Below are 22,828 nucleotides of genomic sequence, written 5' to 3'. Positions count from 1 at the left end.
TGAATGCAGTTCCCAGGTTGAGCCCGGGGATTTCACATCCAACTTAACAAACCACCTACGCGCGCTTTACGCCCAGTAATTCCGATTAACGCTTGCACCCTCTGTATTACCGCGGCTGCTGGCACAGAGTTAGCCGGTGCTTATTCTGTCGGTAACGTCAAAACACTAACGTATTAGGTTAATGCCCTTCCTCCCAACTTAAAGTGCTTTACAATCCGAAGACCTTCTTCACACACGCGGCATGGCTGGATCAGGCTTTCGCCCATTGTCCAATATTCCCCACTGCTGCCTCCCGTAGGAGTCTGGACCGTGTCTCAGTTCCAGTGTGACTGATCATCCTCTCAGACCAGTTACGGATCGTCGCCTTGGTGAGCCATTACCTCACCAACTAGCTAATCCGACCTAGGCTCATCTGATAGCGCAAGGCCCGAAGGTCCCCTGCTTTCTCCCGTAGGACGTATGCGGTATTAGCGTCCGTTTCCGAACGTTATCCCCCACTACCAGGCAGATTCCTAGGCATTACTCACCCGTCCGCCGCTCTCAAGAGAAGCAAGCTTCTCTCTACCGCTCGACTTGCATGTGTTAGGCCTGCCGCCAGCGTTCAATCTGAGCCATGATCAAACTCTTCAGTTCAAACATCTTTGGGTTTTTAAGAAACCCTAAACTTGGCTCAGCAATCGTTGGTTACATCTTTGATTTCTCGCGGAGTAACTTGTGATGCTGATAATCTTGTTGACTATCAGTCTGACTCCACAAGCACCCACACGAATTGCTTGATTCAGTTGTTAAAGAGCGGTTGGTTAAGATCTTTCGTCTCAACCGAGGCGCGCATTCTACAGCAGCCTCATTTGCTGTCAAGTGATTATTTTCAGAAGTTTTCGAAGATTTCTTCAACAACTTCAACCACTTGCGCTTCCGATCTCTCGTTAGCGGGAGGCGAATTCTACAGCGTTACACGCTGCTGTCAACACCTCTTTTTCTCCGCTTTCGACCGAGAAGATCGAAACGTTAATAGAGCCAAACAACACTGCCCTACCAACTCCTTCTGGGCTTCGATGAACTGAAGCAACTCGCTGTCGAATCTCGCTTAACTCTTTGTTTACCAAGGAGTTTTCCGTTTCGACTGCGCCGGAAGTGGGGCGAATTATAGACAGATATAAAACGCCGTCAACACTTAATTTCAGGTTTATTCGGATTTAAGCGTAATACGCGCAAATGCCTTCTTACCTGCCTGGCAAACGTGGGTAGCCCCCAGCTCGTATATAAAGGTGCGATCAACAACCTCACCATCTATACGCACGCCGCCGGAACCCAGAAGGTCACGCGCAACCGCCGAGTTCTTCACCAGGCCAGCCTTATTAAGGACAGCAGCGATCGGCATCGCTTCAGCAGCAGTCAGCTCGATCTCCGGCAGATCATCCGGCAACTCGCCATCCTTCATGCGATTGCCTGCCGCACGGTGAGCACTTGCCGCAGCCTCTTCACCATGAAAGCGCGCCACAATCTCTTCGGCCAACTTGATCTTCACGTCACGCGGATTGGCACCCGCCTCGACATCAGCACGCAGCGCATTGATCTCGTCCATCGAGCGGAAACTCAACAGCTCGAAGTAACGCCACATCAACGCATCCGGAATCGAAACCAGCTTGCCGTACATCACACCCGGCGCTTCCTGGATACCTACATAGTTACCCAAGGACTTGGACATCTTCTTGACGCCATCCAACCCCTCCAGCAACGGCATAGTCAGAATGCACTGCGCCTCTTGCCCATACGCACGTTGCAGCTCACGCCCCATCAGCAGGTTGAACTTCTGATCAGTACCCCCCAACTCAACGTCCGCGCGCAACGCCACCGAGTCATACCCTTGAACCAGCGGGTACAGGAACTCGTGAATCGCGATCGGCTGATTAGTGGAGTAGCGCTTGTCGAAGTCATCGCGCTCAAGCATGCGTGCCACGGTGTACTGGGATGTCAGGCGGATAAAGTCAGCCGGCCCCATCTGGTCCATCCAGGTGGAGTTGAAGGCCACTTCGGTCTTGGCCGGATCGAGAATCTTGAACACCTGAGTCTTGTAGGTCTCGGCATTGTCGAGAACCTGCTCACGGGTCAGCGGCGGGCGCGTCGCGCTCTTGCCGCTTGGATCACCAATCATCCCGGTGAAGTCACCTATAAGGAAGATGACTTGATGCCCCAGCTCCTGGAACTGACGCAGCTTATTAATAAGCACGGTGTGACCCAGGTGCAAATCCGGCGCCGTTGGATCGAAGCCAGCCTTAATACGCAGGGGTTGGCCACGCTTGAGCTTTTCGATCAGCTCGGCCTCGACCAACAATTCTTCCGCACCACGTTTTATCAGCGCTAGCTGCTCTTCAACCGACTTCATAACAGACCCGCAAGGCTCAGATTCAAAAGGGAACCAACCATACAAGATCAGGGACTAATTACAAGTTTTGCCCTGCGCACGGACACCGTTCAGCAAGCCCAGCATTCGCAAGCTTGCGCCACAGATGATTTGGTTATATTTTATACAGTTATTTCATCTTCATCATGTCATTCATCTTTTCCATTTCATCTTCAAAGTCAAAATTACTTATGACCACAGAACCGTCTAAAGCGCCGCCGCTTTACCCGAAGACCCACCTGCTCGCCGCAAGTGGTATCGCCGCTCTTCTCAGCCTGGCACTCCTGGTATTCCCTTCCAGTGACGTAGAAGCCAAACGAACATCCCTGAGCCTTGACCTGGAAAGTCCAGTTGAACAACTGACACAAGATCAAGACGCTGCCGACGCGCAACAAGCCACAAATGCACCCACTGAATCACCCTTTGCGCAGATAGAAAGCACTCCCGAAGACACTCAACACGCCACTCAAGAGCCGCCTGCGGCCGTCGCGGCCAAGAATTCCCTGCACCGCGAAGTGATCGTGGCCAAAGGCGACACTCTCTCGACGCTGTTCGAGAAAGTGGGCCTGCCCGCCTCTACTGTTAATGAGGTGCTGGCCAGCGATAAACAAGCCAAGCAGTTCACACAGCTCAAGCACGGGCAGAAGCTTCAGTTCGAGTTGGCACCCAACGGCCAGCTGAACAACCTGCACAGCAATGTCAGCGACCTCGAAAGCATCACGCTGACCAAAGGCGCCAAAGGCTTTGCCTTCAACCGCATCACCACCAAACCGGTGATGCGCTCGGCCTACATACATGGCGTGATCAACAGTTCGCTGTCGCAATCGGCCGCCCGCGCGGGCTTGTCCCACAGCATGACCATGGACATGGCCAGCGTGTTTGGCTACGACATCGACTTCGCTCAGGACATTCGCCAAGGCGATGAATTCGACGTGATCTACGAGCAGAAAGTCGCCAACGGCAAAGTGGTCGGCACCGGCGCCATCCTTTCGGCGCGTTTCACCAACCGTGGCAAGACCTACACCGCCGTTCGCTATACCAACAAACAAGGCAACACCAGCTACTACACGGCTGATGGCAACAGCATGCGCAAGGCCTTCATCCGTACGCCGGTAGACTTCGCCCGCATCAGCTCGCGTTTCTCCATGGGCCGCAAACACCCGATCCTCAACAAGATCCGCGCTCACAAAGGCGTCGACTATGCCGCCCCGCGTGGCACGCCGATCAAAGCAGCCGGCGATGGCAAGGTGCTGCTGGCCGGGCGTCGCGGTGGCTACGGCAATACCGTGATCATCCAGCACGGCAACACCTACCGCACGCTGTATGGCCACATGCAAGGGTTCGCCAAAGGCGTATCCACAGGCAGCAACGTCAAGCAAGGCCAGGTGATCGGCTACATCGGCACCACAGGCCTGTCCACTGGCCCGCACTTGCACTATGAATTCCAGGTGAACGGCGTTCACGTCGATCCATTGGGCCAGAAGCTGCCAATGGCCGACCCGATCGCCAAAGCCGAGCGCGCACGCTTCCTGCAGCAAAGCCAGCCGTTGATGGCCCGCATGGACCAGGAGCGCTCTACCCTGCTGGCCTCGGCGAAGCGCTAAGGTATGCCGCGCTATATAGGTGTGATGTCCGGGACCAGCCTTGATGGCCTGGATATCGCCCTGATCGAACAAGACCCGGCGATCAACTTGATCGCCACGCACTACATCCCGATGCCCGGGACCCTGCGCGCCGAGCTGCTAAGCCTGTGCGCCAGCGGCCCGGACGAGATCGCCCGTTCAGCGATTGCTCAGCAACACTGGGTAACGCTCGCCGCCCGAGGCATCCATGCCTTGCTGCAACAGCAGAACCTCAAGCCCGAAGACATTCGCGCCATTGGCAGCCACGGGCAGACGATCCGCCACGAGCCGGCCCGCGGCTTTACCGTGCAGATCGGTAACCCTGCGCTGCTCACCGAGCTGACAGGCATCACCGTGGTCAGCGACTTCCGCAGCCGCGACGTCGCCGCCGGCGGCCAGGGCGCGCCGCTCGTGCCGGCTTTTCATGAGGCGTTGTTCGGTGAACGTACCGGCAACCGTGCCGTATTAAACGTTGGCGGGTTCAGCAACCTCAGCCTGATCGAGACCGGCAAACCGGTAGCCGGCTTCGACTGCGGCCCCGGAAACGTCTTGCTGGATGCCTGGATTCACCAACAGCGCGGCGAGCACTTTGACCTTGACGGCCAGTGGGCCGCCAGTGGCAAGGTTGAGCCTCAGTTGCTCAGCCGCCTACTCAGCGACCCCTTCTTCCTCACCCAAGGCCCGAAAAGTACCGGACGTGAAGTCTTCAACCTGAGCTGGCTGCAGCACCACCTTGGCACACTGCCCGCGTTTAAGCCTCAGGACGTACAGGCAACCCTGCTTGAACTGACGGCGCTGACCATCGTTGAATCCTTGCAAACTGCACAGTCCGAGACTGAAACGCTACTGGTCTGTGGGGGCGGCGCGCATAACGCCACACTGATGAACCGTCTGGCGGCGCTGCTGCCGTCCACCCAAGTCAGCAGCACCGCCACTTATGGCGTCGATCCCGACTGGGTCGAGGCCATGGCCTTCGCCTGGCTGGCCCATTGCTGCCTTGAAGGCATTGCCGCCAACCGCCCCAGCGTCACCGGCGCACGTGGGCTGCGAGTACTGGGCGCGATTTACCCGGCCTAACTCCCAGACAGCAAAACGCCGCTTGGCTTTCAAAGCCAAGCGGCGTTTTTTATCTGCCGTGGATCAGATCGAGAACGAAGACCCGCACCCACACGTCGTGGTGGCATTCGGGTTCTTGATCACGAAACGCGAACCTTCCAGACCTTCCTGATAATCCACCTCGGCACCTGCCAGGTATTGGAAGCTCATCGGGTCCACGACCAGGCTGACGCCTTCGCGCTCGACGATAGTGTCATCATCGGCCACATCTTCATCGAAGGTAAAACCGTACTGAAACCCTGAACAACCGCCGCCCGTAACAAATACGCGCAGCTTCAAGCGATCATTACCCTCTTCATCGACCAGGCTCTTCACCTTGTGCGCAGCACCGTGGGTGAATTGCAAAGCCGTGGGGGTGAAGGACTCAACGCTCATGCTGATAATCTCCCGGCGTACCGCCGCCATATGCGTAATGGCGGGCATTATCCGCTTCTCCTAGAAAAGCGGTCAACTATTGTTACGGTATATCAATCTGCGTTGCCGCCATTAAAAACACAAAAGGCCCGATCAACGGGCCTTTTGCACACCAGCAGTCAAGCCTTACGGCAGCATGCCCGCGTGGGACAGGCCCAGCTTCTCATCCAGACCAAACAGGATGTTCAGGTTCTGCACCGCCTGGCCCGAGGCGCCCTTGACCAGGTTGTCGATGACCGACAACACCACCACCAGGTCGCCATCCTGGGGACGGTGCACGGCGATGCGGCAAACGTTGGCACCGCGCACGCTGCGGGTTTCCGGATGGCTGCCAGCTGGCATTACATCGACGAACGGTTCGTTGGCATACCGCTTTTCAAACAGCGCCTGCAGATCTACCGAACGATCGACCACGGTTGCGTACAGCGTGGAGTGAATGCCACGAATCATCGGCGTCAGGTGCGGCACGAACGTCAGACCGACATCCTTGCCCGCAGCACGCCGCAGCCCTTGACGAATTTCCGGCAAGTGGCGGTGCCCTTTTACCGCATAGGCCTTCATGCTTTCCGACGTTTCGGAGTACAGCGAACCTACAGCTGCCCCGCGACCTGCGCCGCTCACACCCGACTTGCAGTCTGCGATCAGGCGCGAAGTGTCCGCCAGCCCGGCTTCGAGCAATGGCAGGAAACCCAACTGCGTGGCAGTCGGATAGCAACCCGGCACCGCGATCAGGCGTGCCTGCTTGATCTGCTCGCGATTGACTTCAGGCAGGCCGTATACCGCCTCTTCCAGCAATTGAGGCGCGCCGTGCGGCTGGCCGTACCACTTGGCCCATTCGTCAGCATCCTGCAGACGGAAATCGGCCGACAGGTCGATGACCTTGGTGCCCGCCGCCAGCAGTTCACCGGCCAGTGCATGCGCCACCCCGTGAGGCGTCGCGAAAAACACCACGTCACAGGCGCCAAGGGTCTTGATGTCCGGCACGCTGAACGCCAGGCCGTCGTAGTGGCCTCGCAGGTTCGGGTACATATCGGCCACGGCCAGCCCGGCCTCGGATCGGGAAGTGATAACCACCACCTCAGCTTGCGGATGCTGAGCCAACAGACGCAGCAATTCGACACCGGTGTAACCCGTGCCGCCGACGATACCGACCTTGACCATAAACCTGCCCTCAACGAACCCACTGGAAAGCCGTCGATAATAGGGGCCACATCGTCCTGCGACAACCGTCAACGTGACGTACGGGCGCATGAGCCACTACTATCTTCAGTTACCGTGAACCTGGGAATAACTAGAAATGCTCTATCTATGGATCAAAGCCTTCCACATCGTCGCCATCGTCTGCTGGTTTGCCGGGCTGTTCTACCTGCCACGCCTGTTCGTCTATCACGCCCAAAGTGAAGACACCGTCAGCAAGGAACGCTTCAGCGTCATGGAGCGCAAGCTCTACCGCGGCATCATGGGCCCGGCGATGATCGCTACCCTGATATTCGGCAGCTGGCTGATCTACCTCAACCCTGCGATCTTTCAATCCGGTGCCTGGATCCACGCCAAACTGACCCTGGTCGTGCTGCTCATCGGTTACCACCATATGTGCGGCGCACAGGTAAAACGCTTTGCCCGTGGCGAAAACACCCGCAGCCATGTCTTTTATCGCTGGTTCAATGAAGTACCGGTTCTGATATTGCTGGCTATCGTAATTTTGGTCGTGGTCAAACCGTTCTAACTTCAATCACTCGGGGTACCTCCAATGTCGCTGCCCGCTTTGCTTGAACAACGTCTGCGCCTGCCCGTGGTGGCAGCGCCGATGTTCCTGATTTCCAACCCGCAACTGGTACTGGCCTGCTGTCGCAATGGCGTGGTCGGGAGTTTCCCGGCACTGAACCAACGTGAAAGCAGCGGCTTCAAGGCCTGGCTGGAAGAAATCGAAGCAGGCCTGGCGCAGCTGGATAACCCCGCGCCGTATGCAGTCAACCTGATCGTGCACAACAGCAACCCTCGCCTTGAGGCCGATCTGGCGATCTGTGTGGCGCACAAAGTGCCGATCGTCATCACCAGCCTGGGTGCGGTGAAAGAACTGGTCGATGCCGTGCACAGCTACGGCGGTCTGGTGTTTCACGATGTCACCACCCGGCGCCACGCCGAGAAAGCCGCAGAGGCCGGTGTCGACGGCCTGATCGCGGTGGCTGCAGGCGCCGGCGGCCATGCCGGCACCTGGAGTCCGTTCGCGCTGATCGCCGAGATTCGGCAGTTCTTCGACAAAACCCTGCTGTTGGCAGGCTGCCTCAACCATGGCCACGAGATCCTCGCCGCCCAGCTGTTAGGCGCAGACCTCGCTTACTTCGGTACACGCTTTATCGGCACCACTGAAAGCCATGCCCCGGATGCGTATAAAGAGATGCTGCTCACATCGCGTGCCGCGGACATCGTGCACACTCCCGCTGTGTCCGGCGTGCCCGCCAGCTTTATGCGCCAGAGCCTGGAAAACGCCGGTTTCGACCTCGCAGCCTTACAGGGCAAAGGCGAAGTCAACTTCGGCTCCAAGCTCAAGCCGTTGAGCGACGAGGCCAAGGCATGGAAAACGGTGTGGTCTGCGGGCCAGGGCGTCGGTGAGATTGATGATCTGCCCGGCGTCGATGAACTGATTGCCCGCCTGGATGCCGAATACCGCAAGGCCCGCGAACAGGCGACACAACTGCGCTGGCCACGCTGATACACTCGCCAGGCCTGCCGATTGAAGCGGGCCGGCAACTCCCCTCCTTTACCAGTGACAAGGATGCCCGCATGAGCGACAACCGTTTCAAGATCGTGTTTGACGGAGCCTTGCTCCCGGGCGTCGAAAGCACCACGGCCAAACTCAACCTGGCCGAGCTGTTCAAGAGCGATGTCGAGTCGATCGAAAAGCTCTTCACCGGACGCCCGGTTGCGCTCAAGCGTGACCTGTCGCGCGCCGATGCCGAGACCTACCTGACGGCGCTGAAAAACGCCGGTGTTGATGCCCGCATCGAAGATGAACAACCCGTGGCATTCAGCCTTGCCGAAACCCATGAAACGCAGACCAGCGCCGCTGATTTTTCGCGCGCCGCCGCCTCGCCTTACGCGCCACCCCGTGCAGCCGTGGGGGATAACACCGAGGCATTCGCAACGCTCAAGGTTTTCACCATTCACGGGCGTATCGGTCGTCTGCGCTACCTGGCCTGGACGCTGGTATTGACCCTCGCCATGCTGGTCGCCGCGGGCATCATCAGCACCGCCAGTTTCGCCGTGGCCACCGCCTCGCCAACAGCCGGCGCTATTCTCGGCGCGCTGCTGGGTTTCGCGCTGTTTGTTGCGCTGGTCTGGGTCAGCGTGCAAATCGGCGTGCAACGCCTGCACGATCTGGGCTGGTCTGGCTGGCTGTATTTCCTGAACCTGGTGCCATTTGTGAACAGCATTTTCCCGCTGTTGCTGCTGGTGCTGCCCGGTAATCCAGGTGCCAACCAATACGGCCCTCCGCCACCACGCAACTCCACTGCGGTGAAGGTGCTGGCGACCTTGTGGCTGGCGTTCATTCCGGTGATGCTCGCCATCCTGGTCACACTGGGCATGAACGGCTACCTGAATCAACTCGAAGCCAACATGAGCAATAGCTACGAAAGCAGCTCCATCAATGCCGATGACGACACCGATCAAAGCGTCATCGTTGATGAAGAAGACGGCGCGCAAAGTGCTGACGACGCAGCCGAACCTGTAGACTCTCCAGAACAGTGAGAAACGCCCGGCGCCTGTGATGCCTCTGTCACAGGCCCGGCGGCGTTGCGATGGAGAAAGGCATGACCCGTTACGCTCTGATCACCGGTGCCTCCAGCGGCATTGGCCTGGCCTTGGCCGAAGCATTGGCCCGTCGCGGCCGCAGCTTGATTCTGGTGGCCCGCCAGCGTGATCAGTTGGAAAGCATTGCAATCGAATTGACTCAACGCTTCGGCGTCGAGGTGTTGTTTCGCGCCTGCGATCTGGGCGAGCCGCTGCGCTTGTCCGGGTTCCTGCTGGAGCTTGAAGAGGGCGAGCGGCAGATCGATCTGCTGGTCAACTGCGCCGGCATCGGCACCAGCGGACCGTTCCTGGCCCAGGACTGGATGACCGAACAAGACCTGATCGAAGTCAACATCCTGGCCCTGACCCGTATGTGCCATGCCCTGGGCAATGCCATGGCGCTGCATGGCGGCGGGCAGATTCTTAACGTTGCTTCGGTCGCCGCGTTTCAGCCGGGCCCCTGGATGAGCAGCTATTACGCCAGCAAGGCGTATGTGCTGCACTTCTCCGAAGGGCTGCGCGAAGAATTGAAGACCTGTGGCATCAAGGTCTCGGTGCTGTGTCCTGGCCCTACGCGCACAGCCTTTTTTGGTACCGCGCAAATGGACACCGCCAAACTCGACCGCAGCCAACAACTGATGAGCCCGGAAGAAGTCGCGCTCTATACCGTGCGGGCCTTGGAAAGAAACAAAGCCATCATCATTCCCGGGCGGCGTAACCGTTGGCTGGCGTTCAGCCCACGCCTGAGCCCCCGCTGGATGACGCGCAAGATTGCCGGCGCCATCAACAAGGCCTATTGCCCACGTTGACGGCCTGGGTACACTCCCCTGCACTTTCACAATGGAGAAACAGCTGTGGATACTCTGTTCACCAAGATCATCAACAGGGAAATACCGGCGAAGATCATCTATGAAGATGACCAGGTCCTCGCTTTCCACGACATCGCCCCGATGGCGCCCGTGCATTTTCTGGTCATTCCAAAAAAGCCGATCCGCACCCTCAATGACCTCACCGAAGACGATAAAGCCCTGGCCGGCCATATTCTGTTTACCGCTCAGCGTCTGGCTGTGGAACAGGGCTGCGAGAAAGGCTTTCGCGTGGTGATGAACTGCAATGAAGAAGGCGGGCAGACCGTTTATCACATTCATATGCATGTGCTGGGGCAGCGCCAGATGAACTGGCCACCGGGCTGATCAGCCTTCCTGCAGAGGTCGCGGCCCAGGGCTGCGACTTCATGCCCTTAACTCAGCGCAAACGCTTCGCCCTCTCTTGCGGTAAACTGGCCGCCGAGATTCTTCCCGGAGGTCAGCATGACTACCCAACGTCACTACTCGCCGATTGACCGTCTGTTGCTGCAAGCCGACATGGCCATGCGCACGCTGTTGCCGTTCAGCGGCCAACCGTACCGCCCATCGCCCGCAATCGTGCAGCCGGATTCGCAGATGAGCGAGAGCGACACCCGCCACGTCGTCGGCCTGATGCGCATCAACCATACCGGCGAAGTCTGTGCCCAGGCGCTGTACCAGGGCCAGGCGCTGACCGCCAAGCTGCCGCAGGTGCGTGCGGCGATGGAACACGCCGCCGAGGAAGAAATCGACCACCTGGCCTGGTGTGAGCAGCGCATTCGTCAGTTGGGCAGCCATACGAGCGTGCTGAACCCACTGTTTTACGGTTTGTCGTTTGGTATCGGCGCCGCTGCCGGCCTGATCAGTGACAAGGTCAGCCTTGGCTTTGTCGCTGCGACGGAACATCAGGTGTGCAAGCATTTGGATGAACACCTGGAACAGCTGCCGGCCGAGGATGAAAAGTCCCGGGCCATCCTCGAGCAGATGCGCATCGATGAAGAACACCACGCAGAAAGCGCACTGGATGCCGGCGGTTTCCGCTTCCCGGCACCGGTGCGGTTTGGCATGAGCCTGTTGGCCAAAGTCATGACCAAGAGCACCTATCGCATCTAAGTGCATTGAATCTGACCCACAAAAAAGGGCGCCACACAGGCGCCCTTTTCTTTTGCCGCTTGGCGATCAACCCAACTCGATGATTTCATAATCATGAGTGATTGCCACACCGGCCGCGCCCAGCATGATCGACGCCGAGCAATACTTCTCGGCCGACAGCTCGATGGCACGCTTGACCTGGGCTTCTTTCAGCGCCCGGCCCTTCACCACGAAATGCATGTGGATCTTGGTGAACACCTTCGGGTCTTCAGTGGCGCGCTCGGCTTCCAGGAAGGCTTCGCAGCTTTCCACGGCCTGGCGGGATTTCTTCAGGATGCTGACCACGTCGAAATTGCTGCAACCGCCGACACCCAGCAGGAGCATTTCCATCGGACGTACGCCCAGGTTACGGCCGCCGGCTTCCGGCGGGCCATCCATGACCACCACATGGCCACTGCCCGACTCACCGAGGAACATGGCTTCGCCCGCCCATTGGATGCGTGCCTTCATCGCCCAGACTCCACTGCTAAAAAAGGGTCGCCAGCTTAGCACAGGGCCCTGGAACCGCAGCGTCCTGCCTGCAAAGCGATCAATGACAGCGTTTGCTCGGTAAATTCCTTAATCGAGGCAGAATGTGTCTGGTAAGCTGGCGCCAATTCAATGGCGCATTGCCATCCTTTGTACAGCGTGTATCAATGCCGACATCGCTGGATAAAAAAATAAATCCAACCACACCGTGCAGTCTTTCCGGGATACAACCATGGTTGCTCTTACTCCCACACCCAAGATCAAGAATCTCGACAAGCTGCTGATGCATTGCCAGCGCCGGCGTTATCCGGCCAAGCACAACATCATCTGCGCGGGCGAACGTTCCGAAACACTGTTCTTCATCATCAAAGGCTCGGTCACCATCCTGATCGAGGATGAAGACGGTCGCGAGATGATCATCGCCTACCTCAATACCGGCGATTTCTTCGGGGAGTTGGGGCTGTTCGAACAAGCCGGCAAAGAGCAAGAGCGCAGCGCCTGGGTGCGCGCCAAGATTGAATGCGACGTTGCCGAAATCAGTTACGCGAAATTCCGCGAATTGGCCCAGCATGATCCCGACATCCTTTACGCCCTGAGCGGCCAGATTGCCCAGCGCCTGCGCGACACCACGCGCAAAGTCGGTGACCTGGCGTTCTTTGACGTCACCGGCCGCGTGGCCCGCTGCCTGCTGGAGCTGTGCAAGCAACCGGATGCCATGACCCATCCGGACGGCATGCAGATCAAAGTCACGCGCCAGGAAATCGGGCGCATTGTCGGCTGCTCACGGGAAATGGTCGGTCGCGTACTCAAGGACCTGGAAGAGCGCAACCTGGTGCACGTCAAAGGCAAGACGATGGTGGTGTTCGGCACGCGTTAACCCGGCAGAAAGCCGGCCAGCATTTGACGGTACAAGGTATCCAGCCGGCTGATCGCATCCGGCGCGGGAAAGGCTTCATGCAGTGCGATATGGCTGTCGGCACGTACGCGCTGGTCGAGGCCGCAGGCTTCATTGAAACGGTTGACCGCTGCAATCAATTCTTCGCGATCGTCATCCAGCAACAGGGCGCCGTGCACCAACCCCACCGGGCGGCCGCCGCTCTGTCGCCAGCGCTGGGCGGTGCCCACCATCTTGCGACCGTTGAGATTGACGTTGTAACGACCGTCGCAAAACGCTCCGTCGACTTCACCGACGGACGCGTCACCGCCCAACTCAATCAATAAGTCGCAGATCGGCTGGCACAAACGCTGGTAACCGGTTTCGATGCGCCCTTGATCGCCTTCGCTGCGCGGCGGCGCGTAAACCAGGGCGATATTGACGGTAGCGCCAGACTGCGGCACCGGCTCGCCGCCGGTTTCACGTAGCAACACCGGCCAACCGGCATCGGCTGATACGCGGCTCGCGGCTTCAAACGCGGGCAAGCGGCTCAAGCGGCGCGGCATGACCAGTGCTTGATCGCAGGGCTGCCAGAACAGCAGCCCGAACGCTCGCTCGCCAGCGCAAACGGCCGCCAACAGGTCTTGTTCGGCAGCGAGGCCTGCTTCTACGGTCATCGATAGGGGTCGAATCATCAAACACCTACTTCTCTGGATAGACACAAAACTAATGTGGGAGCTGGCTTGCCTGCGATACAGGCACCGCGGCGTATCAGTTACACCCTGGTGATGCTATCGCAGGCAAGCCAGCTCCCACACAAGCCCGCTCGCGCATTTTTGACCGTGTTTCAAATCAATCCAGGGTCGAACCGCTAACCGCCACACCACGCTCAGGAAAAAACAAACGCTGCAGCTCCGCCCCCGGGTTCTCGGCGCGCATAAAGGTCTCGCCCACCAGGAACGAGTACACCCCGCTGATTTCCATCAGTTCCACATCAGCGCGGTTGAGGATGCCACTCTCGGTGATCACCAGACGGTCACGCGGGATACGCGGCAGCAGGTCCAGCGTGTTTTCCAGGCTGACCTCGAAGGTGTGCAGGTTACGGTTATTGACCCCCACCAACGGTGTATCGAGGGTTTTCAGTGCACGTTCCAGCTCATTGCCGTCGTGGACTTCCACCAGCACATCCAGGCCAACGCTTTTGGCCACGGCCGCCAACTCAGCCATCTTCACGTCATCCAGTGCAGAGACGATCAGCAGCACGCAGTCGGCGCCCAAGGCACGGGCCTCGACGATCTGGTACGGGTCAACCATGAAATCCTTGCGGATCACCGGCAACTTGCACGCCGCGCGGGCCTGTTGCAGGAACAGGTCGCAACCCTGGAAGAAGTCGATATCGGTCAGTACCGACAGGCAGGTTGCGCCGCCCTTCTCGTAGCTCTTGGCAATGTCTTCAGGATTAAAGAGCTCGCGGATCACGCCCTTGCTGGGTGAGGCTTTTTTGATCTCGGCAATGACCGCGGGCTGCTTGTCCTTGGCCTGCTTTATCAGGGCGTTGGCAAAACCACGCGGCGCATCGGCGATCTTCGCTTGAGCTTCCAACTCGGCCAGGCTGACGCGGGCGCGACGCTCGGCGACTTCTTCAGCCTTGCGGGCCAGGATTTTTTCCAGAACGGTCGGCACACTCATCCTTCATTCTCCATCTTGAACACCGCAGTAAAGGCACCCAGTTCTTCGAGCTTCTCGCGAGCGAGCCCGGTGTGCAATGCATCATGTGCGAGGGCCACGCCCTCTTTGAGACTGTAGGCGTGATCGGCGGCGTACAGTGCCGCGCCGGCATTGAGCACGATCATTTCGGCAGCTTTCTGGCCGTTTTCCGTTTTGCGACGCCCCAGGGCATCCCGAATCAGTTCAAGCGAGGCGGCCGGGCTTTCCACCGCCAGGCCATGCAGGCTCTGGCTTTTCATGCCGAGGTCTTCGGGCTCGACCCAGTACTCGGTGACTTGGTCGTTCTTCAGTTCCGCCACAAAGGTCGGGGCGGCCAGGCTGAACTCGTCCAAACCGTCTTTGGAATGCACCACCAGCACGTGCTTGCTGCCCAGGCGTTGCAACACCTCGGCCAACGGGCGGCACAGCGCCTGACTGAACACACCCACCACCTGATGTTTCACACCGGCCGGATTCGTAAGCGGGCCGAGCATGTTGAACAGAGTGCGCAGGCCAAGGTCCTTGCGCGGGCCGGCCGCGTGTTTCATCGCACCGTGGTGGGATTGGGCAAACATGAAGCCAATGCCGACGCTGTCGATGCAGCGCGCCACTTGTACCGGCGTCAGGTTCAGGTAGATCCCGGCTGCTTCCAGCAAGTCGGCGCTGCCGCTCTTGCCAGAGACCGCGCGGTTACCGTGCTTGGCGACGGTGCAACCGGCCGCCGCGACCACAAAGGAGGAAGCCGTCGATACGTTGAAGATATTCGCACCGTCACCGCCGGTGCCGACCACGTCGACCACGCCGTCGAGGGTCTTGAGTTCGACCTTGTCGGCCAGCTCACGCATCACCGACACGGCGCCGACGATTTCGTCGATGCTTTCGCTCTTCATGCGCATCGCCATCATGAACGCGCCGATCTGCGCGTCGGTGCATTGGCCGGTCATGATCTCGCGCATCACATCGCTCATTTCAGCGGTGCTCAGGTCCAGATGGCCGACGATACGGCTCAGGGCAGTCTTGATATCCATGAAAAGTCCTTAGCGCGTGCCGCCGCTCTGCTTGAGAAAGTTAGCGAACAGCTCGTAGCCCTGCTCGGTCAGGATCGACTCGGGGTGAAATTGCACCCCTTCGATATTCAGTGTCTTGTGGCGCAGGCCCATGATCTCATCGACCGAACCGTCTTCCAGCTGGGTCCAGGCGGTCAGCTCCAGGCACTCGGGCAGGGTCTCACGCTTGACCACCAGCGAGTGGTAACGGGTGACCGTCACCGGCAGGTTCAGGCCGTGGAATACGCCCAGGTCTTTATGGAACACCGGGCTGGTTTTGCCGTGCATTACCTGGCGCGCGCGAACCACATCACCGCCAAAGGCCTGGCCAATGGACTGGTGGCCCAGGCACACGCCCAGGATCGGCAACTTGCCGGCGAAATACTTGATTGCTTCCAGGGACACACCGGCTTCGGTCGGCGTGCAGGGGCCTGGCGAAACTACGATGCGCTCCGGGTTCAGGGCGGCGATTTCGGCGACCGTCAGTTCATCATTGCGCACGACCTTGACCTCGGCACCGAGCTCGCCCAGGTACTGCACAACGTTGTAGGTAAAGGAGTCGTAGTTATCAATCATCAGCAACATGTGGGTTCAAACCTCTTGAATTCACTGATTTCGAATGACCGCCTTCCAGGAGTGACCCGCTGCCAGACGCACGTTCCGGTTGCCAGGGTGAGCCGGCAAGGGGCGTCAAACAACGGGTGAAGAAGGCAAATCGGTACAGGTCCGGCCAGGCCGGCAGAGAAAAATGTCAGGCGCGCCAACGCCAACGGGCGTGTGCCTTGACTACTCGCATCAAGAGTTTGCTGATGATCAACACGGGGAGGGTCTCGTTCATACGTTCAGGCACAGTAACGTAGCCTCGCCAGCGGTGCAATATGGAGCCGCGAATACGGGGTAATCACGACGAAATCTTTATAGGAAAAAACTGTTTTCTTCACGGAAAACCCTCACTACATTGCTAGTGTTTCGCTTCCGATACAAAAACAACTAAATGGAATTTTGCATGTTCAGACCTCCGTTTTTCGCACCGCTTGCCGGCTGCCTCTTGTCACTGGCCTGCACGCAGGCGTTCGCAGCCTCCTCACCGTATTCAACCATGGTCGTTTTCGGCGACAGCCTGGCCGATGCCGGTCAGCTCCCCGATGGCTCGAATGGCGCCACATTACGCTTTACCAACCGCACCGGGCCGACCTTCCAGGGCGATTACGGCCTGGTTTCGTCGACCTTGCTCGGTTCCCGGCTGGGCGTTACGCCAAACGACTTGAATGCCTCCACCTCGCCGGTTCGCGCGGCGCAAGGCTTGCCCGACGGCAACAACTGGGCAGTCGGCGGCTACCGTACCGACAACATCCTGGATTCCATTACCTCGGTCTCCAACGCGGCGATTCCGCCTGGCAACCCGGGTGGCGGTACGGTGCTTCGCAGTCGCCAGGGTTATCTCCCGGCAAACGGCGGGCGGGCCGACCCCAACGCGCTGTATTTCCTGTCCGGTGGCGGCAATGACTTCCTGCAAGGCCGCGTCCTCAGCCCAGGCCAGGCCGTTGCCGCCGGCGGGCGCCTGGCCGACAGCGCCCAAGCCCTGCAACAAGCCGGCGCGCGCTACATCATGGTGTGGATGTTGCCCGACCTGGGCCTGACTCCGGCCATCAACGGCACGCCGCTGCAGGCGTCGAGTTCGGCCCTGAGCAACCTCTTCAACCAGTCACTGGTGCAGCGCCTGTCTCAGATCGACGCGCAGATCATCCCGTTGAATATTCCGCTGCTGCTCAATGAAGCCTTCGCCAGCCCGGCCCGCTTTGGCCTGGCCACCGGACAAAACCTCACCGGCACCTGTTTCAGCGGTAACAGCTGCACCGCCAACCCGACCTACGGCATCGGCGGCACCAACCCGGACCCGACCAAGCTGATCTACAACGACTCGGTCCACCCCACCATCGCCGGGCAACGCTTGATCGCCGACTACGCCTATTCACTGCTTGCGGCGCCGTGGGAACTGACCTTGCTGCCGGAGATGGCCCAAGGCACGTTGCGCGCCCACCAGGACGAACTGCGCAACCAATGGCAGGCGGACAACGGCAACTGGCAAGCCGTGGGCCAATGGCGCGCCATCGTGGCCGGTGGCGGCCAGCGCCTGAACTTCGATGATCAAAACAGCTCGGCCAGCGGCGACGGCAGTGGCTACAACCTGAATGTCGGGGGCAGCTACCGGCTCGACGAAAACTGGCGCGTAGGCGTGGCAGCCGGCCTGTATCGGCAGACGCTTGAAGCCGGCGCCAGCGATTCGGACTACAAGCTCAACAGCTACATGGGCACCGCCTTCGCCCAATACCAGCAAAACCATTGGTGGGCCGATGCCGCGTTGACCGGCGGCAAACTGGACTTCGACAGCCTCAAGCGCAAGTTCGCCCTGGGCGTCAGCGAAGGCTCGGAAAAAGGCGACACCGACGGCTGGCTCTGGGCCCTCAGCGGCCGAGTGGGTTACGACATTGCCGGCGCCGGCAGCGACTGGCACCTGTCACCGTTCATCAGCGCCGACTATGCGCGGGTCGAGGTCGATGGCTATTCGGAAAAGGACAACCGCTCCACCGCACTGACCTTTGATGATCAACAACGCGACTCCAAGCGCCTGGGCGTCGGCCTGCAGGGCAGCTACCGTGTCACGCCGCAAACCCAGGTGTTTGGCGAAGTAGCCCATGAGCATGAATTCGAAAACGATACCCAGAAGGTGAAGATGTCGCTCAACAGCGTGCCAGGGATCGATTTCAAGCTGGACGGCTACACGCCGCGCAGCAATTCGGATCGCTTAAGCCTCGGCGTCAGCCACAAACTGACTCAAGAGCTGGCGTTACGGGCGGCGTATAACGTGAGGAAGGATGACAATTTGACCCAGCAAGGGGTGAGTGTCGGGGTGAGCCTGGATTTCTAAAACGGTCTAGAGCACATCACAAAACAACTGTGGGAGCTGGCTTGCCTGCGATGCAAACACCTCGGTGATCAGTTAGACCGAGGTGATGCTATCGCAGGCAAGCCAGCTCCCACAGTTGGATCTCTATCTGGCTTTAGTTTTGCGGGGTTTGCTCGGCCAACGCCACCGCACGGAACATCGCGCGGCGCTTGTTCAGGGTTTCTTCCCATTCCAGCGCCGGCACCGAGTCAGCCACAATTCCGCCACCGGCCTGCACGTGCAGCTCACCGTCCTTGATCACCGCCGTACGGATCGCAATCGCGGTGTCCATGTTGCCGTTCCAGGCGAAATACCCCACGGCGCCACCGTACACACCACGCTTGACTGGCTCCAGTTCGTCGATGATTTCCATCGCACGAATCTTCGGCGCGCCCGACAAGGTGCCCGCCGGCAGAATCGCGCGCAGCGCGTCCATGGCGGTTAAGCCTTCCTTTAGCTCGCCGGTCACGTTGGAGACAATGTGCATCACGTTGGAATAGCGCTCGATGACCATCTTCTCGGTGAGCTTCACCGAGCCGATTTCCGAGACGCGGCCAGTGTCATTGCGGCCCAGGTCGATGAGCATCAAGTGCTCGGCGATTTCCTTGTCGTCGCTCAGCAGGTCTTCTTCCAGCGCCAGGTCGGCCTCTTCGGTCGCGCCACGTGGGCGTGTGCCGGCAATCGGGCGCACGGTGATCAGGTTGTCTTCGACGCGCACCAGCACTTCCGGCGAACTGCCCACCACGTGGAAGTCGCCGAAATTGAAGAAGTACATGTACGGCGTCGGGTTGAAGCAACGCAGCGCGCGGTACAGGTCGATCGGTGCGGCCTTGAAGTCGATGGACATGCGTTGCGACGGCACCACCTGCATGCAGTCACCGGCGAGGATGTATTCCTTGATGGTATCCACCGCGCGCTCGTAGTCATCCTGGGTGAAGCTGGAGCGGAACACCGGGTCGGCAGCCGGTGGACGGCTGAGGTCCAGGCCACGGCGCGGGGTGATTGGCTGGCGCAGTTTTTCCAGCAGCGCTTCAAGGCTGGCCTGGCCTTGCTCGAAGGCGTCGGCCTGGGAAGGATCCGCCAGCACAATCGCGTGCATTTTGCCGGCGAGGTTGTCGAACACCACCACCGCGTCGGAGACCATCAGCAGAATGTCCGGCACGCCCAGCGGGTCCGGGTTCGGGCATTTGCCCAGGCGTTTTTCCACGTAGCGCACGCAGTCGTAGCCGAAGTAGCCCACCAGGCCGCCGTTGAAGCGCGGCAAGCCAGCGATGGTCGGCACGTTGTAGCGCGCCTTGAAGGCTTCGACGAAGGCCAGCGGGTCTTCAACGTCGTGGTTTTCGATCTCGACGCCATCGAGCGTGATGCTCACATGATGGTCGTGCACCCGCAGCACGGTGCGGCACGGCAGGCCGATGATCGAGTAACGGCCCCACTTCTCCCCGCCCTGTACCGATTCCAGCAGGTAGGAGTTGGGCTCGTCGGCCAGTTTCAAGTAGATCGACAGCGGCGTATCGAAGTCGGCCAGGGTTTCGCAGGCCAACGGGATACGGTTATAGCCGGCAGCGGCCAAACGCAGGAATTCTTCGCGGATCATGAGGTGCCTCGTGGCTTGAGGGTCAAACGGTCAGGTGTGCAAACGTGCCGCAGCGCGGCCAGGATCAGTCAGGCGCGCCAACGCCAGCGGGCCAGGGCCTTGATGACTTTCATCCAGAGTTTGCGAGTGACCACCACGATGGCGTTTCCAGAAGGGGTTGGTTCGATGTCGGGCAACGTTATCTCAGCGCCCGCTCCCAAGCAACCGGGGATTAGCAGCCGCAGGTCATCAATCACCAGCGCCGGCGCTTCTTCGGCAATCGGTCGGCCATGGTTATAGCCATAACTGAGCGCCACACACTGCACGCCCGCGGCTTTGGCGGCCAGCACATCACTGCGCGAGTCACCGACAAACAACGACTGGGAGGCCGGAATATTGGCCATTTTCATCACGAAGAACAGCGCCGCCGGGTCGGGTTTCTTCTGCGGCAACGTATCGCCACCGATGATCCAGCGGAAGTAACGGCCAATCTTCATGTGATCCAGCAGCGGCGCGACAAAACGCTCCGGCTTGTTGGTGATCAGGGCCATTTCCACACCCTGCTTGTGCAGCCACTTGAGCGTGTCGCGTACGCCGGGGTAAACCACGGTCAGCTCGTGGCCATTTTCATAGGCCGCGTTGAACAATTCCAGGGCGTGTTCGGCCTCCACTTCATCGACACCTTCAGCATCGATGTTGTTGGCCAAGGCCCGGCGCACCAGCATCTGCGCGCCGTTGCCGACCCACATGCGTACCGACTCGATCCCTGCAGGCTTGCGCCCCAGCTTGAGCAGCATCTGGTCCACCGCCGCTGCCAGGTCCGGCACCGAATCGATCAACGTACCGTCCAGATCGAACATCACCAGCCGTGGCAGTTTGCCGGGGAACAGCTGCTCAAAGCCGCTCATGGACGCGCCAGCGCCAGCTCGGCACGCATCTTGTCGATGACGGCCTGGTAGTCCGGGGCATTGAAGATCGCCGAGCCGGCCACAAAGGTGTCGGCGCCGGCGGCTGCGATTTCGCGGATATTGTTGACGTTGACCCCACCGTCGATTTCCAGGCGGATGTCACGGCCTGACGCATCGATCAGCGCGCGGGCTTCACGCAGTTTGTTCAGGGTGCCGGGGATGAATTTCTGCCCGCCAAAGCCTGGGTTGACGCTCATCAGCAAGACCATGTCGACCTTGTCCATCACGTACTCAAGCACGCTCAGCGGAGTGGCCGGGTTGAACACCAGGCCTGCCTTGCAGCCGCCTTCGCGGATCAGTTGCAGGGTGCGATCGACGTGCAGCGTGGCTTCCGGGTGGAAGGTGATGTAGGTCGCGCCGGCCTCGATGAAGTCACCGACAATACGGTCCACCGGGCTGACCATCAGGTGCGCATCGATGGGCGCGGTGATGCCGTACTTGCGCAGCGCCGCGCAGACCATCGGGCCGATGGTCAGGTTGGGCACGTAGTGATTGTCCATGACATCGAAGTGCACGAAGTCGGCGCCGGCGGCCAACACCTTGTCCACTTCTTCACCCAGGCGGGCGAAATCGGCGGAGAGAATCGATGGAGCGATAACGAAGGGCTGCATGACGCACCTTTTTTGAGCTAAATCACGATGGCGCGCATTGTATACCTCATGCTTTGCTGCGCGCACCGTGACCTAACTCAACGGTTAATACGCAGCCCGGTAGATTTTCTCGATATCCGCCGCGCTGAGCTTGCGCGGGTTGTTGCGCATCAGGCGTTCAATGCCCGCCGCTTCCGTGGCCATGGCGGGGATTGCGTCCTCGGGCACCCCGAAGCTGCGCAGGCCTGCCGGGATCTCCACGGCGGCGCACAGTCGCGTCATCGCCTCGACGGCCTGGTCGGCGGCGTCGTTGACACTCAAGCCGCTGACATTCACGCCCATGGCCTGGGCAATGTCCTGCATGCGCTCCACACACGCCAGCTTGTTCCAGTGCATCACGTAGGGCAGCAACAGCGCGTTGCTCACGCCATGGGCGATATTGAAACGCCCGCCCAGCGGGTACGCCAAGGCGTGCACCGCGCCCACTCCGGCATTGCCGAACGCCATGCCGGCCATCAGGCTGGCGGTGGCCATGTCGTCGCGGGCCTGCAGATTGGCCGGGTTGGCGTAGGCTTTGGGCAGCGCGTTGGCGATCAGCTTGATCGCGCCAATCGCCAGGGCGTCGGTGATCGGCGAGGCATTCAGCGACAGGTAGGATTCGATGGCATGCACCAACGCATCCACGCCACTGGCAGCGGTGACACTGCGCGGGCACGTGAGGGTCATTTGCGGGCTGATCAGCGCGACGTCCGGCAGCAGGTAATCGCTGACGATGCCCTTTTTCAGCTGTGCAGCCTTGTCGGAGAGGATCGCCACATTGGTCACCTCCGAGCCGGTGCCGGCCGTGGTCGGGATAGCGATCAGCGGCGGGCCCTTGCGCGGCACCTGGTCGACGCCGAACAAATCCGCCAGCGCGCCGTGGTAACCGGCGTAGGCCGCGACGCTCTTGGCAATGTCGATGGCACTGCCGCCGCCCACGCCGATCAAGCCGTCATGCCCGCCTTCGCGGTACACGCGCATGCAGTCTTCGACGATGGCGATTTCCGGGTCGGGCAGCACGCGGTCGAAAATTTCATAGGTACGCTCGCCCAAGTGTTCGAGCGCCAGCGCCACGGTGCCGGATTTGACCAGCGCGGCGTCGGTGACAATCAGCGGGTTATCCACATCCAGGCGCGTGAGTTCAAAGGCCAGCTGTTCGATGGCGCCGGCGCCGGTCAGCAGTTTGTGGGCGATCTTGAATGAGGAAGTACTCATGTGCGCGGCCTCTTATTAATGATGGGCTGGCACAAGAGTAGCTGGGGATTTTC

General features: G+C 59.7%; 22 protein-coding genes and 1 rRNA gene (1 of these 23 only partly in view). 10 read left to right on the top strand and 13 right to left on the bottom strand.

Going from position 1 to position 22,828, the window contains the following annotated elements; all coding sequences use genetic code 11:
- Together ACM530_RS12895 and tyrS are read right to left on the bottom strand one after the other, a co-directional pair.
- Nucleotides 1-633, bottom strand: a 16S ribosomal RNA gene (locus tag ACM530_RS12895) (it extends 904 nt beyond the left edge of the window).
- A 553-nt stretch (nt 634-1,186) separates the two neighbouring features.
- Nucleotides 1,187-2,386 carry a tyrosine--tRNA ligase gene (gene tyrS, locus ACM530_RS12890; protein WP_145157402.1) on the bottom strand — a complete coding sequence of 400 codons (1,200 nt, stop codon included), beginning with the start codon at nt 2,384-2,386 and terminating at the stop codon, nt 1,187-1,189.
- 209 nt (nt 2,387-2,595) lie between these two features.
- Between tyrS and ACM530_RS12885 the strand changes: the two genes are divergently transcribed.
- Both ACM530_RS12885 and ACM530_RS12880 read left to right on the top strand, forming a co-directional pair.
- Nucleotides 2,596-4,008 (top strand): peptidoglycan DD-metalloendopeptidase family protein, encoded by a 1,413-nt coding sequence (locus ACM530_RS12885; RefSeq protein WP_416364904.1) that lies wholly within the window; start codon nt 2,596-2,598, stop codon nt 4,006-4,008.
- Between the two features lie 3 nt (nt 4,009-4,011).
- A complete protein-coding gene (locus ACM530_RS12880; protein WP_416364903.1) occupies nt 4,012-5,103 on the top strand; it encodes an anhydro-N-acetylmuramic acid kinase in 1,092 nt (363 codons plus the stop codon).
- 63 nt (nt 5,104-5,166) lie between these two features.
- On the opposite strand, the gene erpA is transcribed toward ACM530_RS12880, so the two are convergent.
- Both erpA and argC read right to left on the bottom strand, forming a co-directional pair.
- A complete protein-coding gene (gene erpA, locus ACM530_RS12875) occupies nt 5,167-5,517 on the bottom strand; it encodes an iron-sulfur cluster insertion protein ErpA (protein WP_003176443.1) in 351 nt (116 codons plus the stop codon).
- Nucleotides 5,518-5,682: 165 nt separating this feature from the next.
- Nucleotides 5,683-6,717, bottom strand: a complete 1,035-nt coding sequence (gene argC / locus ACM530_RS12870) for an N-acetyl-gamma-glutamyl-phosphate reductase (protein ID WP_145157408.1) — start codon at nt 6,715-6,717, stop codon at nt 5,683-5,685.
- A 136-nt stretch (nt 6,718-6,853) separates the two neighbouring features.
- Between argC and hemJ the strand changes: the two genes are divergently transcribed.
- The 6 genes from hemJ to coq7 all read left to right on the top strand — a co-directional run bounded on the left by hemJ (nt 6,854) and on the right by coq7 (nt 11,306).
- Nucleotides 6,854-7,282 carry a protoporphyrinogen oxidase HemJ gene (gene hemJ, locus ACM530_RS12865; protein WP_416364902.1) on the top strand — a complete coding sequence of 143 codons (429 nt, stop codon included), beginning with the start codon at nt 6,854-6,856 and terminating at the stop codon, nt 7,280-7,282.
- Between the two features lie 24 nt (nt 7,283-7,306).
- Nucleotides 7,307-8,269 (top strand): NAD(P)H-dependent flavin oxidoreductase, encoded by a 963-nt coding sequence (locus tag ACM530_RS12860; protein WP_169367715.1) that lies wholly within the window; start codon nt 7,307-7,309, stop codon nt 8,267-8,269.
- 71 nt (nt 8,270-8,340) lie between these two features.
- On the top strand, nt 8,341-9,306 hold the full coding sequence (locus tag ACM530_RS12855; RefSeq protein ID WP_145157412.1) for a DUF805 domain-containing protein: 966 nt from the start codon (nt 8,341-8,343) through the stop codon (nt 9,304-9,306).
- Between the two features lie 62 nt (nt 9,307-9,368).
- Nucleotides 9,369-10,157 carry an SDR family NAD(P)-dependent oxidoreductase gene (locus ACM530_RS12850; protein ID WP_416364901.1) on the top strand — a complete coding sequence of 263 codons (789 nt, stop codon included), beginning with the start codon at nt 9,369-9,371 and terminating at the stop codon, nt 10,155-10,157.
- A gap of 45 nt (nt 10,158-10,202) precedes the next feature.
- Complete coding sequence (locus tag ACM530_RS12845; protein ID WP_106575496.1) at nt 10,203-10,541, top strand: histidine triad nucleotide-binding protein; 339 nt, start codon at nt 10,203-10,205, stop codon at nt 10,539-10,541.
- A 117-nt stretch (nt 10,542-10,658) separates the two neighbouring features.
- Nucleotides 10,659-11,306 (top strand): 2-polyprenyl-3-methyl-6-methoxy-1,4-benzoquinone monooxygenase, encoded by a 648-nt coding sequence (gene coq7, locus ACM530_RS12840; protein ID WP_145157417.1) that lies wholly within the window; start codon nt 10,659-10,661, stop codon nt 11,304-11,306.
- 66 nt (nt 11,307-11,372) lie between these two features.
- Here the strand turns inward: coq7 and ACM530_RS12835 are convergent, their stop codons facing one another.
- Nucleotides 11,373-11,795 (bottom strand): OsmC family protein, encoded by a 423-nt coding sequence (locus tag ACM530_RS12835; protein WP_005792019.1) that lies wholly within the window; start codon nt 11,793-11,795, stop codon nt 11,373-11,375.
- Between the two features lie 250 nt (nt 11,796-12,045).
- Here ACM530_RS12835 and crp point away from each other — a divergent pair, with 250 nt between their 5' ends.
- Nucleotides 12,046-12,690, top strand: a complete 645-nt coding sequence (crp, locus tag ACM530_RS12830) for a cAMP-activated global transcriptional regulator CRP (RefSeq protein WP_106575498.1) — start codon at nt 12,046-12,048, stop codon at nt 12,688-12,690.
- Here crp and ACM530_RS12825 read toward each other — a convergent pair.
- The 4 genes from ACM530_RS12825 to ACM530_RS12810 all read right to left on the bottom strand — a co-directional run bounded on the left by ACM530_RS12825 (nt 12,687) and on the right by ACM530_RS12810 (nt 16,025).
- Nucleotides 12,687-13,382, bottom strand: coding sequence for a biotin/lipoate A/B protein ligase family protein (locus tag ACM530_RS12825; RefSeq protein ID WP_416364900.1), 696 nt, complete (start codon nt 13,380-13,382; stop codon nt 12,687-12,689). The genes crp and ACM530_RS12825 overlap by 4 nt on opposite strands.
- Nucleotides 13,383-13,539: 157 nt before the next feature.
- A complete protein-coding gene (gene trpC, locus ACM530_RS12820) occupies nt 13,540-14,376 on the bottom strand; it encodes an indole-3-glycerol phosphate synthase TrpC (protein ID WP_145157423.1) in 837 nt (278 codons plus the stop codon).
- Entirely contained in the window at nt 14,373-15,422 is a 1,050-nt protein-coding gene (gene trpD, locus ACM530_RS12815; protein ID WP_010206948.1) for an anthranilate phosphoribosyltransferase, read from the bottom strand. The genes trpC and trpD overlap by 4 nt, the downstream gene beginning before the upstream one ends.
- A gap of 9 nt (nt 15,423-15,431) precedes the next feature.
- Nucleotides 15,432-16,025 carry an aminodeoxychorismate/anthranilate synthase component II gene (locus ACM530_RS12810; protein WP_094951420.1) on the bottom strand — a complete coding sequence of 198 codons (594 nt, stop codon included), beginning with the start codon at nt 16,023-16,025 and terminating at the stop codon, nt 15,432-15,434.
- A gap of 421 nt (nt 16,026-16,446) precedes the next feature.
- Here ACM530_RS12810 and estP point away from each other — a divergent pair, with 421 nt between their 5' ends.
- Nucleotides 16,447-18,369 carry an esterase EstP gene (estP, locus tag ACM530_RS12805; RefSeq protein ID WP_416364899.1) on the top strand — a complete coding sequence of 641 codons (1,923 nt, stop codon included), beginning with the start codon at nt 16,447-16,449 and terminating at the stop codon, nt 18,367-18,369.
- A 133-nt stretch (nt 18,370-18,502) separates the two neighbouring features.
- Here estP and trpE read toward each other — a convergent pair whose 3' ends face one another.
- From trpE to ACM530_RS12785, 4 genes are all read right to left on the bottom strand, one after another.
- Nucleotides 18,503-19,984 (bottom strand): anthranilate synthase component I, encoded by a 1,482-nt coding sequence (gene trpE, locus ACM530_RS12800; protein ID WP_145157428.1) that lies wholly within the window; start codon nt 19,982-19,984, stop codon nt 18,503-18,505.
- Between the two features lie 68 nt (nt 19,985-20,052).
- Nucleotides 20,053-20,871: a phosphoglycolate phosphatase gene (locus ACM530_RS12795; RefSeq protein ID WP_145157430.1), complete on the bottom strand. Its 819-nt coding sequence runs from the start codon at nt 20,869-20,871 to the stop codon at nt 20,053-20,055.
- Nucleotides 20,868-21,542: a ribulose-phosphate 3-epimerase gene (gene rpe / locus ACM530_RS12790; protein ID WP_003194703.1), complete on the bottom strand. Its 675-nt coding sequence runs from the start codon at nt 21,540-21,542 to the stop codon at nt 20,868-20,870. The genes ACM530_RS12795 and rpe overlap by 4 nt, the downstream gene beginning before the upstream one ends.
- 84 nt (nt 21,543-21,626) lie before the next feature.
- A complete protein-coding gene (locus ACM530_RS12785; protein ID WP_242201934.1) occupies nt 21,627-22,775 on the bottom strand; it encodes an iron-containing alcohol dehydrogenase in 1,149 nt (382 codons plus the stop codon).
- Nucleotides 22,776-22,828: the final 53 nt, after the last annotated feature.

The organism is Pseudomonas sp. NFX183 (genome assembly GCF_047943075.1).
Classification (GTDB): Bacteria; Pseudomonadota; Gammaproteobacteria; order Pseudomonadales; family Pseudomonadaceae; genus Aquipseudomonas.
The sequence above is the reverse complement of the archived record's forward strand: the minus strand, read 5'-3'. Positions and strand labels throughout refer to the sequence as shown.

What these genes read in the sequence shown, in the direction of transcription:
- tyrS (WP_145157402.1), bottom strand. Translation starts at nt 2,386, where the DNA reads ATGAAGTCGGTTGAAGAGCAGCTAGCGCTGATAAAACGTGGTGCGGAA.
- ACM530_RS12885 (WP_416364904.1), top strand. Translation starts at nt 2,596, where the DNA reads ATGACCACAGAACCGTCTAAAGCGCCGCCGCTTTACCCGAAGACCCAC.
- ACM530_RS12880 (WP_416364903.1), top strand. Translation starts at nt 4,012, where the DNA reads ATGCCGCGCTATATAGGTGTGATGTCCGGGACCAGCCTTGATGGCCTG.
- erpA (WP_003176443.1), bottom strand. Translation starts at nt 5,517, where the DNA reads ATGAGCGTTGAGTCCTTCACCCCCACGGCTTTGCAATTCACCCACGGT.
- argC (WP_145157408.1), bottom strand. Translation starts at nt 6,717, where the DNA reads ATGGTCAAGGTCGGTATCGTCGGCGGCACGGGTTACACCGGTGTCGAA.
- hemJ (WP_416364902.1), top strand. Translation starts at nt 6,854, where the DNA reads ATGCTCTATCTATGGATCAAAGCCTTCCACATCGTCGCCATCGTCTGC.
- ACM530_RS12860 (WP_169367715.1), top strand. Translation starts at nt 7,307, where the DNA reads ATGTCGCTGCCCGCTTTGCTTGAACAACGTCTGCGCCTGCCCGTGGTG.
- ACM530_RS12855 (WP_145157412.1), top strand. Translation starts at nt 8,341, where the DNA reads ATGAGCGACAACCGTTTCAAGATCGTGTTTGACGGAGCCTTGCTCCCG.
- ACM530_RS12850 (WP_416364901.1), top strand. Translation starts at nt 9,369, where the DNA reads ATGACCCGTTACGCTCTGATCACCGGTGCCTCCAGCGGCATTGGCCTG.
- coq7 (WP_145157417.1), top strand. Translation starts at nt 10,659, where the DNA reads ATGACTACCCAACGTCACTACTCGCCGATTGACCGTCTGTTGCTGCAA.
- ACM530_RS12835 (WP_005792019.1), bottom strand. Translation starts at nt 11,795, where the DNA reads ATGAAGGCACGCATCCAATGGGCGGGCGAAGCCATGTTCCTCGGTGAG.
- crp (WP_106575498.1), top strand. Translation starts at nt 12,046, where the DNA reads ATGGTTGCTCTTACTCCCACACCCAAGATCAAGAATCTCGACAAGCTG.
- ACM530_RS12825 (WP_416364900.1), bottom strand. Translation starts at nt 13,382, where the DNA reads ATGATTCGACCCCTATCGATGACCGTAGAAGCAGGCCTCGCTGCCGAA.
- trpC (WP_145157423.1), bottom strand. Translation starts at nt 14,376, where the DNA reads ATGAGTGTGCCGACCGTTCTGGAAAAAATCCTGGCCCGCAAGGCTGAA.
- trpD (WP_010206948.1), bottom strand. Translation starts at nt 15,422, where the DNA reads ATGGATATCAAGACTGCCCTGAGCCGTATCGTCGGCCATCTGGACCTG.
- ACM530_RS12810 (WP_094951420.1), bottom strand. Translation starts at nt 16,025, where the DNA reads ATGTTGCTGATGATTGATAACTACGACTCCTTTACCTACAACGTTGTG.
- estP (WP_416364899.1), top strand. Translation starts at nt 16,447, where the DNA reads ATGTTCAGACCTCCGTTTTTCGCACCGCTTGCCGGCTGCCTCTTGTCA.
- trpE (WP_145157428.1), bottom strand. Translation starts at nt 19,984, where the DNA reads ATGATCCGCGAAGAATTCCTGCGTTTGGCCGCTGCCGGCTATAACCGT.
- ACM530_RS12795 (WP_145157430.1), bottom strand. Translation starts at nt 20,871, where the DNA reads ATGAGCGGCTTTGAGCAGCTGTTCCCCGGCAAACTGCCACGGCTGGTG.
- rpe (WP_003194703.1), bottom strand. Translation starts at nt 21,542, where the DNA reads ATGCAGCCCTTCGTTATCGCTCCATCGATTCTCTCCGCCGATTTCGCC.
- ACM530_RS12785 (WP_242201934.1), bottom strand. Translation starts at nt 22,775, where the DNA reads ATGAGTACTTCCTCATTCAAGATCGCCCACAAACTGCTGACCGGCGCC.